Source organism: Paraburkholderia flagellata (assembly GCF_021390645.1).
In the GTDB taxonomy this organism is placed as follows: Bacteria; Pseudomonadota; Gammaproteobacteria; order Burkholderiales; family Burkholderiaceae; genus Paraburkholderia; species Paraburkholderia flagellata.
Genome location: NZ_JAJEJT010000001.1, coordinates 591,788 through 604,827, shown reverse-complemented (window position 1 = coordinate 604,827; position 13,040 = coordinate 591,788). Strand labels below are relative to the sequence as shown.

10 protein-coding genes are annotated in these 13,040 nt (G+C 65.4%); 4 read left to right on the top strand and 6 right to left on the bottom strand.

Annotation, left to right across the window (positions count from 1 at the left end; all coding sequences use genetic code 11):
- Nucleotides 1-11 precede the first annotated feature (11 nt).
- Nucleotides 12-272 carry a hypothetical protein gene (locus L0U83_RS02680; protein WP_233880259.1) on the bottom strand — a complete coding sequence of 87 codons (261 nt, stop codon included), beginning with the start codon at nt 270-272 and terminating at the stop codon, nt 12-14.
- Nucleotides 273-595: 323 nt separating this feature from the next.
- Nucleotides 596-943: a BON domain-containing protein gene (locus L0U83_RS02675; protein WP_233880257.1), complete on the bottom strand. Its 348-nt coding sequence runs from the start codon at nt 941-943 to the stop codon at nt 596-598.
- Between the two features lie 593 nt (nt 944-1,536).
- Between L0U83_RS02675 and L0U83_RS02670 the strand changes: the two genes are divergently transcribed.
- The 3 genes from L0U83_RS02670 (at nt 1,537) to L0U83_RS02660 (ending at nt 4,923) form a co-directional block, all read left to right on the top strand.
- Nucleotides 1,537-3,036: a TAXI family TRAP transporter solute-binding subunit gene (locus L0U83_RS02670; protein ID WP_233880256.1), complete on the top strand. Its 1,500-nt coding sequence runs from the start codon at nt 1,537-1,539 to the stop codon at nt 3,034-3,036.
- Between the two features lie 79 nt (nt 3,037-3,115).
- The gene (locus tag L0U83_RS02665) at nt 3,116-3,769 is read left to right on the top strand and encodes a 2-hydroxychromene-2-carboxylate isomerase (protein ID WP_233880255.1); all 654 of its coding nucleotides are present in this window, start codon (nt 3,116-3,118) and stop codon (nt 3,767-3,769) included.
- 143 nt (nt 3,770-3,912) lie between these two features.
- On the top strand, nt 3,913-4,923 hold the full coding sequence (locus L0U83_RS02660; RefSeq protein ID WP_233880253.1) for a LysR family transcriptional regulator: 1,011 nt from the start codon (nt 3,913-3,915) through the stop codon (nt 4,921-4,923).
- Between the two features lie 57 nt (nt 4,924-4,980).
- On the opposite strand, the gene xdhC is transcribed toward L0U83_RS02660, so the two are convergent.
- Genes xdhC through xdhA form a run of 3 tightly spaced genes read right to left on the bottom strand, consistent with a single transcriptional unit; the run spans nt 4,981 to nt 9,525 of the window.
- On the bottom strand, nt 4,981-5,571 hold the full coding sequence (gene xdhC, locus L0U83_RS02655; RefSeq protein ID WP_233880251.1) for a xanthine dehydrogenase accessory protein XdhC: 591 nt from the start codon (nt 5,569-5,571) through the stop codon (nt 4,981-4,983).
- A complete protein-coding gene (gene xdhB, locus L0U83_RS02650; RefSeq protein ID WP_233880249.1) occupies nt 5,568-7,934 on the bottom strand; it encodes a xanthine dehydrogenase molybdopterin binding subunit in 2,367 nt (788 codons plus the stop codon). Before xdhB ends, xdhC begins: the two co-directional genes overlap by 4 nt.
- 40 nt (nt 7,935-7,974) lie before the next feature.
- On the bottom strand, nt 7,975-9,525 hold the full coding sequence (gene xdhA, locus L0U83_RS02645; RefSeq protein WP_233880247.1) for a xanthine dehydrogenase small subunit: 1,551 nt from the start codon (nt 9,523-9,525) through the stop codon (nt 7,975-7,977).
- A gap of 475 nt (nt 9,526-10,000) precedes the next feature.
- Between xdhA and L0U83_RS02640 the strand changes: the two genes are divergently transcribed.
- Nucleotides 10,001-11,254 (top strand): MFS transporter, encoded by a 1,254-nt coding sequence (locus tag L0U83_RS02640; RefSeq protein ID WP_233880245.1) that lies wholly within the window; start codon nt 10,001-10,003, stop codon nt 11,252-11,254.
- Between the two features lie 89 nt (nt 11,255-11,343).
- Here L0U83_RS02640 and L0U83_RS02635 read toward each other — a convergent pair whose 3' ends face one another.
- Nucleotides 11,344-13,005 carry a bifunctional aspartate transaminase/aspartate 4-decarboxylase gene (locus L0U83_RS02635; protein ID WP_233880243.1) on the bottom strand — a complete coding sequence of 554 codons (1,662 nt, stop codon included), beginning with the start codon at nt 13,003-13,005 and terminating at the stop codon, nt 11,344-11,346.
- Nucleotides 13,006-13,040: the final 35 nt, after the last annotated feature.

The following is a 13,040-nucleotide window of genomic DNA, read 5'->3' as shown; positions in this document are numbered from 1 at the left end:
GCTCATGCCGCTCAGGCGTGCGGCGCCTGGCGGAAAAACTTCCCGTTGAGATCGACCTCGAACTGACGCAGCCACTGGCCGCGCGCATCGATGCGGTAAGCCTGCGCCCAGGCGCCGCGGCGCACGATCAGCATGTCGCCGTGGTCCGGATCGTTGGGATCGGCTTCGCCGCGAATGTCGAACTGCATCGGCGCAAAGCCGTGCCTCGCACAGGCCAGCTCGAAGGCCGCCCGGTCGATGAGCGGCAAGTCGGTGTAGGTATGAATGGTCATGGCGATTTCCTGCTTTCCAGCGATGAGGCCGCGCTCGACCTCGGGAAAGACGCGCGATACCTACGGTATACGCCCAACGGCGGGAAGACTGTGTGTCAAACTACACTTTGGCGGCTGCGGTGCAACATGACGGAATCGCATGCCACCCGTGCTCCCAGGCGCTACGCGTACAAGCTGACGGCTTCGCGCGATAACAGCCCCGAAACACACATCAATCCTACGCCTGCCAGACAGACGCGCATAAAAAAAGCCCGGCCTCCACCAGCCGGGCTTTTTCCTGTTGCTTGCCGCAAGCACCCTGCTTCCCGGGTGCGTAGCAGCGTTTATTGCTGCATGACCGTCAGCTTGTTCGACACCGACGTCACGCCAGCCACACCCTTCGCGACCTCGCCAGCCTTGTCGATCTGGCCCTGATCCGGCACCGTGCCCTCCAGGGTGACCGCACCGCCGTGCGAACGCACGGCGATGTTCGAAACGTCGACGCCCTGGGTCTTCGAGAGCGCCTTGCGCACCGAGTAGCCCAGCTTGCGGTCGACCTTCTTGGCCGACGTCGCCGGAGCGGCCATCGCAGCCGCGGGTGCGCTCGCCGTGTCTTGCGCGTAGGACGCGCTGCAAGCCACCGACAGGCACAGTGCCGCGCCCAGCGTCTTCAGAATAGCGACCGATTTCATGTTTTCTCCTTGTGTCTTCGCGTTGTTGCGGGTTGTTGCCTGGAATAGGACCGCCTCCCTTGCCGGCGGACGGCTCGAAGGCCGCTCGTCAGCCACGGTCTGACGGCTTCGTTACCACTACCGATGACCGCGCACGGCACGCAATGCGCGCGTACACGGCCAGGGTCTGGACGCGATGCGAGAGGCAAGGATGAAAGGACGTCGAATTACACTGCTTGTTACGCCCGCCGGGACAGGTCTATCGCCCGTTTCCTGTTTGTTATGCATCGGTGATGCGTTGATGCTCGCGCGAGCCCGCTGTCGACATGGCTTTGCCATACTTCGGTCAAACTTCCGGGGCCCGGCGCGCCAGTCGAATCACAATTTAGCCTGGCTGCGCCGCGAGCGCAAAGAGTTTAGCGCAGGCGCATGTGGCATGCGCTTAAGGTGTTCGGCGAGGCACGCGAGCATGCCGCCGCAACGCCGATTCTCATGTACCATCGGCTCCACAGAGCCCGCGCGGCGCGCGCGCCTGAGTCCATCCGGCGCAAGCGCCGGACCCGACGCGGACCTGACCCGCACTTCCCGAACCACCCGAGGCCCGCCCCACATTGATGAAGTCCCGCACCGGCCGCAAACCTCCTCCCCGTCTCGTCGCGCGCTTCGTGGCGATCTCGTGGCGCGACCTGGCAGTCACGTTCGGCCCGATCCTGCTCCTGAGCGCGGCGGCCATCTGGCTCGCGGTGCGGCTCATCCAGCCCGCGCCGCCCAACACGCTCACCATGAGCGCCGGGCCCAAGGGCAGCACCTACTGGAACGCCGCGGTCAAGTACAAGGACATCCTCGCGCGCAACAACATCACGCTGAACGTGCTCGAATCGGAGGGCTCGGCGCAGAACCTGCAGCGTCTCGCCGATCCCAAGTCGAACGTCGACGTCGCGTTCGTGCAGGACGGCCTGGCGAGCAAGGTGCCTGGCGGCCTCGTCTCGCTCGGCAGCGTCGCTTATATACCGCTCGTGGTGTTCTATCACGGTCCCGTCGCCACGCGGCTCTCGCAGTTCGAAGGCCAGCGCATCGCCATCGGTGCCGAGGGCAGCGGCACGCGCGAACTCGCGCTCACGCTGCTCAAGGCCAACGGCATCCAGCCCGGCGGCGCGACCAAGCTCCTGCCGCTTTCCGGCGACGACGCCGCGGGCGAACTCGTGGCAGGCAAGATCGACGTCGCCATTCTCGCGGGCGACTCCGCGCAGCCGCCCGTCATGGGACGCCTCATGCGCATGCCGGGCGTACGCTTCTTCGACTTCGTGCAGGCCGACGCCTATGCGCGGCGCTTCCCGTACCTCACAGCGATCACGATCCCGATGGGCGCGTTCGACTTCGGCCGCAACCTGCCGCCAGCGCCGCTGCATTTCATCGCGCCCACGGCCGAGCTGGTCGCGCGCGACTCGCTGCATCCGGCGCTCTCCGATCTCCTGATCGAAGCGGCGAAGGAAGTGCACGGCCGCTCCACGCTCCTGCAGCGCGCCGGTGAATTCCCCGCGCCGCGCGCCCAGGACTTCCCGATCAGCGCCGACGCCGCGCGCTACTACAAGTCGGGCAAGAGCTTCCTGTACCGCGTGCTGCCCTTCTGGGTGGCGAGCCTCGCCGACCGGCTCGTGGTGCTGCTCGTGCCGATCATCGTCGTGCTGATTCCGGGCCTGCGAATCGTGCCTTCGCTGTACGCCTGGCGGGTAAAATCGCGGATCTACCGCTGGTACGGCTCGCTCATCGCACTCGAGCGGGCCGCGATGGCCGACAACTCGCCCACCGAGCGCCGCGCGCTGATCCGCCAGCTCGACAAGATCGAGGAATCAGTGAACGGCATGAAAATGCCGCTCGCCTACGCCGAACAGTTCTACGTGCTGCGCGAACATATCGGCTTCGTGCGCGCGCGACTCTCCGGGACGCGCGAAGCGCCGGACGCAGGCGTTGGTGCTGAAGAGGAGCAGACAGCGCAAAGCGCCGAAGAGGCAGAGGCGCCGGAAGGCAGTAGCAACGACGCAGGCACAGCAGGTACAGAGGCGAGCCATGCAAACGAAAGCGGCGGCAATGAAACAGGCGAGCGCACGCATTAGCGCCGCTGCACGCATTTTGAACCGAACAATCGGCCATGCAATCAATGGCCCGGATATCGCCCAAGAGCGGAGGAACAGCATGATCGACGGCATCGACGCCAGCCAGCCGGCCTGGTTCTACGACTTCGTGTCGCCGTTTTCGTACCTGTTGCTGGAACAACACGAGAAGTGGCCCGGCTTCGACTTCGTGCCGACGCCCGTGCTTCTGTCCGAGCTATACCGCCACTGGGGCCAGCCGTTCGGCTCCGCGGTCCCGGCCAAGCGCATCTTCACCTACCGGCACGCGCTCTTTCGCGCCGAGCAGCTCGGCATTCCGTTCAAGATGCCGCCCGCTCACCCGTTCGACTCGGTCAGGCCGATGCTGCTCGCCATCGCGGCGGGCGGCGACCTCGCGTGCGTGCGCGAGATTTTCCGCTTCATCTGGCGCGAGGGACGCGACCCGTCGAGCGACGAAGGCTTCGAGCAGCTTTGCGAGCGTGTGGGCATTGCGCACGGCGTGTCGCTGATCGAGGAAGAAGTCGTGCGTGCGCAGTTGCGCCGCAACACCAACGACGCAATCGCCATGGGCGTGTTCGGCGTGCCGACGTTCTGGATGAACAAGCAGCTCTTCTGGGGCGAGGATGCCTTGCCGATGGTGCTCTACTGCGCGCGCAGCCCGAACTGGCTCGACTCGCGCGAGGTCAAGCGCATCAGCACGCTGCCTTCGGGACTCGGGAAGCCCGCGGCGGAGTGAGCGGCCACGCTCCAGAAGTATCCTTCTGATCCCCGTCATGCCGCGCACCCTATGGCGGCGGCGCGCGAGGCGGCTTATGGTTATGGCTGAACGCGTGCGCGCGCAGGTCTCTATCGCGCACGCGCCCTTGCCCGCCACGCCCCATGGACGACGATAACGCCCTCACCCTCGACATCTGGCTGGTGCGCGTGCTGCGCACGCTGCTGGTCGAGCGCAGCGTCACGCAGGCAGCGCTGCGCCTGAACCAGACCCAGCCCGCGATCAGCACGGCGCTGCGCCGTCTGCGCGAGATACTGGGCGACCCCATCCTCGTGCGCGGCAAAGCCGGCATGGTGCCGACCGAGTACGGCGAGTCGCTGTTGCAGCACGCGCAGCGCGTGCTGCGCGACGTGGAGTTCGTGGCCACGCCGCACGGCGACTTCGACCCGGAGCGCTCGAAGCGCACGTTTCGCCTCGCCGCCCCCGACTACCTCAACGACTTCTTCATGCCCACGCTGATCGCACGCTTTCGCGAGACGGCGCCGGCAGCGCGGCTGGAAATCCTCTCGCTCTCGCCCACGCTCGACCATCACGGCGCGCTGGACGCGGGCGAACTCGACATCGTGATCGGCAACTGGCCGAAGCCCGAGCCGCGTTTCGCGCGCAGCGACCTCTTCTCCGACAAGGTCGTCTGCATGATGCGCGCGGATCATCCGCTCGCACGCCGCGAACTCACGCGCGAGGCGTATCTCGCAGCGCCCCATCTCGCGCCCACGCCCTATACGGGCGCGCATGCCAGCGCGATCGATCTGGGATTTGCGAAGGCGAAGGCCGAGCGGCGCATCGTCGCGACGCTGCCCTACTTCGGGCTCGTGCCGCAGGTCCTGCTGCAATCGGATCTGATCTTCACGACGACACGGCGCTTCGCGCAGCATTACGCGAAGCTCATGCCTCTTGCCGTCGTGGAAACGCCGATCGCGTTTCCGCGCATTCACTGCTATCAGATGTGGCATCCGCAGCCGGACAGGCCGAGCGATGTGGGATGGCTGCGCGGACTGATCGAGGACGTATCGGGGACGCTGACCGCCGAGCGCGGCACGAAGCGCGTGCCCGCGAAAAAGGCCGCGAGCGTGACCAGCGAAGCGACGCCCACGCCGCCGCTCGCAGCGCATTGAAATGCAAACGGGCGCCTCGTCTTCGAGGCGCCCGTTTTACTCACACGATTCGTCGAATCAGGCGCGCTCGAGCGCGACCGTCCTCACCGCAGCCGGGCGCTGCGCCACCCGCATCTGCATGAGTTGCGCCGCGACCGCCACCGCAATCGACGAAGGCGCCTTGTCGACGATACCCGTCACGCCGATCGGGCACGTCATCTCGTCCATGCGCTCCTCTTCCACGCCGCGCTCAATGAGCCGCCGCTCGAACTTCACGCGCTTTGTTTTCGAGCCGATCAGGCCGAACCACGCGAAATCGCGACGGCGCATGATGCGCTCGGAAAGCTCGAAGTCGAGCGCGTGGTTGTGCGTCATCACGAGGAAGTACGCGCCCGCCGGCGCTTCGTCGACGATGGCCGCCGGCGTGTCCGTCGCTTCGATCTGCACGTTGGCGGGCACTTCTTCGGGGAACAGTTCGTCGCGCTCATCCACCCATTGCACGACGCAGGGCAGCATGCCGAGCAGCGTGATAAGCGCGTGCCCCACGTGGCCCGCGCCGAACAGCACGATGTGCATCGGCCCGTAATGCGGCACCGGCGTGCTGCGGCGGCCGATGATCACGCGCCCGGTTTCATCGACGCGCACGCAATGTTCAGGATGGCGATTCATTTTGCGGACCCCTCGCGCGCCATCGTCCGTACCGCGCGCACACCCTTGAGGATTTCCTCGGCGGTCGCCGGCGCATTCATCGGCGGATTGAAGCGGTAGTCGGCCACGCTCGCGACGGCGTCGCGAATCGCGAAGAACACCGAGAACGGCAGCAACAGCGGCGGCTCGCCCACGGCCTTCGAGCGATGGATGCTGTCCTCCGCGTTGCGGTTCTTGAAGAGCCGCACGTTGAATTCGGCGGGCGTGTCGTTCACGGTCGGGATCTTGTAGGTGGACGGCGCGTGCGTCATGAGCTTGCCGTCCGGCTTCCACCACAGTTCTTCCGTGGTGAGCCAGCCCATGCCCTGAATGAAGCCGCCTTCCACCTGTCCCACATCGAGCGCGGGGTTCAGCGACGCGCCCACGTCGTGCAGCGCATCGGCGCGCAGCACGCGCATTTCGCCCGTGAGCGTATCGATCACGACTTCCGATACCGCCGCGCCATACGAGTAGTAGTAGAACGGCCGCCCGCGCAGCGTGGCCTGATCCCAGTACAGCTTGGGCGTGGTGTAGAAACCATCGGACCAGAGCTGGACGCGCGCGAGATAGGCCTTGGAAACCAGCGTTTCGAACGGCACGATCGTCTCGCCCACGATCACGGACTCGTTGGCAAAGCACACGTCGGCGGCGTTGACTTCGCCCTTGCCGTACGTCGTCGCTGCCAGCGCGGCGAGGCGCTCGCGCAACTGGCGGGCGGCGTCTTGTGCCGCCTTGCCGTTCAGGTCGGTGCCCGTCGACGCCGCCGTGGCGGACGTGTTCGCCACCTTGCTCGTATCCGTGGCGGTCACGCGCACGCGGCCAAACTCGATGCCCAGTTCGTGTGCCACGACCTGCGCGACCTTCGTGTTCAGGCCCTGGCCCATCTCGGTGCCGCCGTGGTTCACGAGCACCGAACCGTCGGTATAGATGTGGACGAGCGCGCCCGCCTGGTTGAAGTGCGTAACGTTGAACGCAATGCCGAACTTGACCGGCGTGAGCGCAATGCCCTTCTTGAGCACGTCGTTGTTCGCGTTGAATTCGCGAATCGCGGCGCGCCGCTTGCGATAACCGCTCGTTTCCACCAGCTCGTCGATCAGCTCGTGAATGACGTTGTCCTCCACGACCTGGCCGTAGGGCGTCTCGTTGTTTTGCGTCTTGCCATAGAGATTGCGGCGGCGCACGTCGAGCGAATCAAGGCCGAGCGAGCGCGCCACGTCGTCCATGATGTACTCGATCGCGAATGCGCCCTGAGGGCCGCCGAAGCCGCGAAACGCCGTATTGGACTGCGTGTTGGTCTTGCCGCAGAATCCGGCGATCGACACGTCGGGCAGCCAGTAGGCGTTGTCGAAGTGGCAGACCGCGCGCGTCATCACCGGACCGGAAAGGTCCGCGGAAAAGCCGCAGCGCGAGGTCATGTCGACCGACACGCCTTCGATCGTGCCCTGATCGTCGTAGCCGACTTCGTACGTATAGTGGAAATCGTGGCGCTTGCCCGTGACCATCATGTCGTCGTCGCGATCGGGGCGCAGCTTCACGGGGCACAGGAGCTTCCATGCGGCGAGCGCCGCGCAGCACGCGAAGAGGCCCGACTGCGATTCCTTGCCACCAAAACCGCCGCCCATGCGGCGGCATTCCACGAGCACGTTGTGCGACGCGACGCCCAGCACATGCGCAACGAGGTGCTGCATTTCGCTCGGGTGCTGCGTGGAGCACCACACGTGCATGCCGTCGTCGTCCTTCGGCACCGCGTAGGCGATCTGGCCCTCGAGATAGAACTGCTCCTGGCCGCCCAGCAGCATCTCGCCTTCATGGCGGTGCGCGGCGCGCGCGGCACGCGTGGACGCCTCGCCGCGTGCAAGCTTCATCGGCGGCAGCACCGACTGCTGCGCGGCGCGCGCCTGCTGCGCCGTGAGCACGGCGGGCAGCTCTTCGTATTGCACTTCGGCGCGCCGGGCGGCCAGGCGCGCCGTATCGTGCGAAGTCGCCACGACGATGAACATCGGCTGGCCCACGTACTGCACGACGCCATCGGCGAGCACCGGATCATCGTGGATGATCGGGCCGCAGTCGTTCACGCCGGGGATGTCCTCGGCCGTGAGCACGGCCACGACGCCCGGCGTCGCGCGCACTTTCGCGAGGTTCATCGAAACGATGCGCGCGTGCGGCTTCTGCGAGAGGCCCAGGGCGGCGTGCAGCGTGCCAGCCACGACCGGAATGTCGTCGGTATAGGTGGCGCGGCCGCTCACATGCAAATGCGCGGATTCGTGCGGCCGCGAAACGTGCACTTGCGCGAAGGGCTCGCGTGCCTTGAGTTCGTCCAGGAACGGTTCGGCTTGCTGGTTCATTGTTTCGTTCTCCGTATGTCTTTTCCGGTTCCTGAATGTCTCAAGCCGTCTCTGCCGCTACGTTGCGCACATTGAGCGCCTGCGGCGCAAGCGGGTTGTGCGGGCGCGTTTCGAGCCAGAAGCGGTACATCGTGTTCTTCGCGGCTTCGAGGCGGTAGTCGCTCGTCGCGCGCATGTCGGAAAGCGGCGCGTAGTCCTTGCCGAGAGCGATCATCGCGGCCTGCGCCGTGGCTTCGTGCCATTGCGCGTCGGCGAGCACGCCTTCTGCGTGGGTCGCGCGCTTCGGTGTCGCGGCCATGCCGCCAAAGGCGATGCGCGGCTCGCGGATCACGTCGCCATCGGCGATATACGCGTAGGCGGCGCACACGGCCGAGATGTCCGAGTCAAAGCGCTTCGAGACCTTGTAGGTGCGAAAACGCAGGTTCGCACGCGCGCCGGTGCGCGTGGGCACCTTGAGCGCGAGCACGAACTCGTGCTCGGCCATGTCCTTCTTCTGGTACGCGAGATAGAGGTCTTCAAGCGGCATTTCGCGCTCGACGTCGCCGCCGCGCAGCACCACGCGCGCGCCGAGTGCGATGAGCCCCGGCATCGAGTCGCCGATGGGCGAGCCGTTCGCGACGTTGCCACCTATCGTGCCCGCGTTGCGGATGGGCAGCGAGGCGAAGCGCTGCCACATCTCTTCGAGTTCCGGGTAATGCTTCGCGAGTTCGGCATAGCCTCGCTCGACGCTCACGCCCGCGCCGATCTCGATCCACGCGTCGCTCACGTCGATGCGGCGCATCGCGTCGACCTGGCCCACGTAGACGATGTCGCCAAGCTCGCGCATCTGCTTCGTGACCCACAGCCCGATGTCGGTGCTGCCCGCGAGAATGCGCGTGTTGGGTCGCTCGGCCTTGATGGCGGCGAGCGCCTCGACGGTGCGCGGCGCGTCGTAGTGCTGGCCGCGGCTCTCGTAGTGGAACGTGTCCGTGCGCTCGAGCGTGGCGAGCGTCTGTGCGAGCGCCTTCACGTCGATGGGCTGCTTCGGCGCGTCGGCCTGGAACATCTGCTCGGCGGCGTCGAGGATCGGACGGTAGCCCGTGCAGCGGCACAGGTTGCCGGTGAGCGCGTTGGCGATCTCGTCGCGCGAAGGCACGCTGCAGGCGCCCTTGCCCGCGCACGCGCTTTGGCCCACGTGCGCGGCGTGGCCCGCGTGCTCGTGGCCATGCTTTTCATAGAGCGCCCACATCGACATCACGAAGCCGGGCGTGCAGAAGCCGCACTGTGAGCCGTGGCAATCGACCATGGCCTGCTGCACGGGATGGAGCGACCCGTCGGGCTGGCGCAGGTCTTCGACGGTGAAAAGCGCCTTGCCGTCGAGCGTGGGCAGGAACTGGATGCAGGCATTGACGGCCTTGAAGCTCACGCCACCCGCCTCGTTGCGCTCGCCCACCACGACCGTGCAGGCGCCGCAGTCGCCTTCGGCGCAGCCTTCCTTGGTGCCGGTGCAGCGCGCATCTTCGCGCAGGTACTGGAGAACGGTGCGGGTGACGCCCGCGTCGCTGACTTCGCGAATCGCGTTGCGGTGGTAAAAGCGGATCGGCTGGCTCATGGTTTCTGGCTCGTCGTTGGATGCGGCTCGCAAAAGGCGTATGCCGCTCGAGTGGACGGTTCGAAAACTATCACCGCCAATATTGAGAACCCATAGCTAGAGGTGCATGGGGGATATATCGTTGAATCGATAAATCGGCGTGTTGCAGTGCGGCTGTGCTTATGTTGATGTGTCTCGATTGCGCGATTCTGGTGCCGATCTGTGAATATCGGACATATTTGACTGAACATTGCCCCGTTCAAATGCCGATGTCTCCGCACGAACGGTCGGACCAAGGTGCCACGCTTGCGTGAATTGCGGCCAACGTCGCGCAATACCGCGGGATTTTCGCGGCGCGGCAATCGCACGCAAAAGCCCGTTATAACCGCCGAAAACGCGTGTTCCACCGGTTGGAACAGCTTTTCAATTTCTGCATAAAAACCGGTTCCATGGGACAATCACGCCTTTCCCGCCGTTTTCCATCCGCGTTTTCCCCATGTCTGCTGATTTGGCGCCCAGGCGCAACGCCGCATCGACGACCCTGCAGATCATTCCGGTCGTCTTTTTCACCTTCCTCTGCTACCTGACGATCGGCATTCCGCTCGCGGTGCTGCCGGGCTATGTGCATAACGACCTCGGTTTCAGTACCGTGGTGGCAGGTGCGGCAATCAGCGTGCAGTACATCGCCACGCTCTGCTCTCGCGCGCTCGCGGGCCGCTCGGCGGACACGCTCGGCCCCAAGCAAACCGTCACGATCGGCCTGACGATCTGCGGCGCGAGCGGCGTCCTGCTGCTGCTCGGCACGCTCGTCGATCACTGGCCGGGTCTCTCGCTCGCGCTGCTGGTCGTGAGTCGCCTGTTGCTCGGCTGCGGCGAAAGCCTTTGCGGTACCGGCGCGATCCTCTGGGGCATCGGCCGCGTGGGCACCGCTCACAACGCGAAGGTGATCTCGTGGAACGGCATCGCCACTTACGGCGCGCTCGCGATCGGCGCGCCGCTCGGCGTGGTGATGGCGCACGCCATCGGCTACTGGATGCTCGGCGTTTCGGTCGTCGCGATGGCCGCGCTCGGCTTCTGGCTCGCGCGCCCGATCGCGCCGGTGCCGGTCGTACACGGCGAGCGCATGTCGTACCGCAGCGTTTTCACGCGCGTGCTGCCGCACGGCATCGGCCTCGCGCTCGGCTCGGCGGGCTTTGGCTCCATCGCGACCTTCATCACGCTGTTCTACGCCGCGCGCCACTGGCCCAACGCCGCCTTCACGCTCACGGTGTTCGGTTTGATGTTCATCGGCGCGCGCCTGTTGTTTGCAAACACGATCAAACGCTTCGGCGGCTTCCGCGTGGCCATCGTCTCGTTCTCGTGCGAATGCGCGGGCCTCTTGCTGCTGTGGCTCGCGCCCACGCCGCAAGTCGCGCTCGCGGGCGCGGCACTCACCGGCTTCGGCTTCGCGCTCGTGTTCCCGGCGCTCGGCGTCGAGGCGGTCGGGCTCGTGCCGCCCGCCAGCCGCGGTGCGGCCCTCTCGGCGTATTCGGTGTTCCTCGACCTCTCGCTGGGCATAACCGGCCCGCTCGCCGGTTATGTGGCGAATCTGTTCGGGTATGGCTCGGTGTTTCTCTTCGCCGCCATCGCGGCGGCTAGCGCCGTGGCGCTTTCGGTGTCGCTTCATCGCAAGAGCGTGCGCTCGCATGCCGCGCAGGGTGCGCAACACGCAAGCGGCGCCAGCACGCCCGCCGGACAACAAGCCGAGTAAAAAAAAACCGCACCCGGCAAACTGCACCGGATGCGGCCCGGACTTCAGACTGAACGCGGCGGCCTTTTCGCCGCCGCGCCTACCCTTGCCTACTTCTGCACGGCAGCCGTATCGATCTTCTTGCCGGTCGCCTCGTTGTAGCGCCGCACGTACTCCTCGGTGAGCTTGGCCACCGCACGACCGATCTTGCGATAGTCCGACTCGTTGAGGTTCGCAAGCGACACCCGGCCCGACGGATGCGCCGTGCCAAAGCCCTTGCCCGGCAGCAGCACCACACGGGCCTCTGCCGCGAGCTGGAACAGCAGCTCGTTGGGCTTCACCTGTTTGAGCAGCCAGTCGACGAAATCCCGTCCGAAGCGCTTCTCGCCCAGGTACTCCATATCGAGAATCGTGTAGTAGTCGACCTGGTTCGGATCGTCTTCGTCGTAGATCGCGCCCATTGCCTCGTACAGCGCGCGCTTGCGGCTGCGGATCAGGCGCTTGAGCGCGTTCTTGTACGCGTCGGGCGTATCCATCAGCGAGAACAGCGAGAACAGCACCATCTGCACCTGCTGCGGTGTGGACAGGCCCGCCGTGTGATTGAGCGCGACGGTGCGGCTGTCCGCCACCAGGCGGTCGATGAACTTGAGGTTGTCCGGGTCCGTCGTGATCGACTCGTAGCGCTTGTGCAGCTCCTTCTTCTCGTCCTTCGGCAGCTTGGCGAGCAGATGATCGAGCACGTTGTCGCGGTGCGTTGCGATAGCGCCCAGACGCCAGCCCGTCGCGCCAAAGTACTTTGAATAGGAGTACACGAGAATGGTGTTCTTCGGTGCGAGCGCGAAGAGCGAGACAAAGTTGTCGGCGAACGTGCCGTACACGTCGTCGGTGAGGAAGATGAGGTCGGGACGCTCCTTCACGATGTCGGCGATGTATGCGAGGCTCTCGTCGTCCATCTTCACCGAAGGCGGGTTGCTCGGGTTCACGAGGAAGAACGCCTTCACCTTCGGGTCGCGCAGCTTGTCGAGTTCTTTCTTTGAGTACTGCCAGTTGTTTTCGACGGTCGCGTTGAGATGCACGACATTGAGCTCGTAGTCGTTGAGCTCGGGAATCTCGATGTACGGCGTGAAAATCGGCATGCCGAGCGCGATGGTGTCGCCCTTCTTGATCAGGAAGTTCTCGCGCATCGTGTTGAAGATGTACGTCATGGCCGCCGTGCCGCCTTCCACCGCGAACACGTCGAACTCGCCGACGAACGGATGCTTGCCGATCATCTCGCGGCGCAGGTACTGGCCGACGATGATCTCCGAAAGCTTGAGCATACGGTCCGGCACGGGATAATTGCAGGCCAGAATGCCTTCGCACATCTCATAGAGGAAGTCGCCAGCCGAGAGGCCCAGTTGGTCGCGCACGTACGAGACCGCCCCGCCGATGAAATCGATGCCGGCCTGCCCCTTGTTCTCGCGCAGGAACTGATCGAAGCGCTCGACGATGCCCGCGCGCTGCGGGAAGCCGCCCACGCCTTCCGGCATGTACGAGAACGAGCGCTCCGACTCGCGCATGGCGAAGAGGCCGAGTTGCCAGAAGCCGTGGCGTGGAATGGTGGCGAGGAAGTTGGGGTTGCCGCGCCCGGCGTTGAGCATCGAGAGGTTGGCCGGGCGCTCGGCCGCGCCGCCGCCAGCCGCCTTGATGAGTTCGTCCTTCAGTTCGAACGGGCTCAGTGCCTCGAGGCCCGACTTTTCCTTCGCGCCGTTACTCTTCGCTTTCGCTGCCATGGTGTTCTCCATTGGAAGACGTTGCGTGTGCCGCG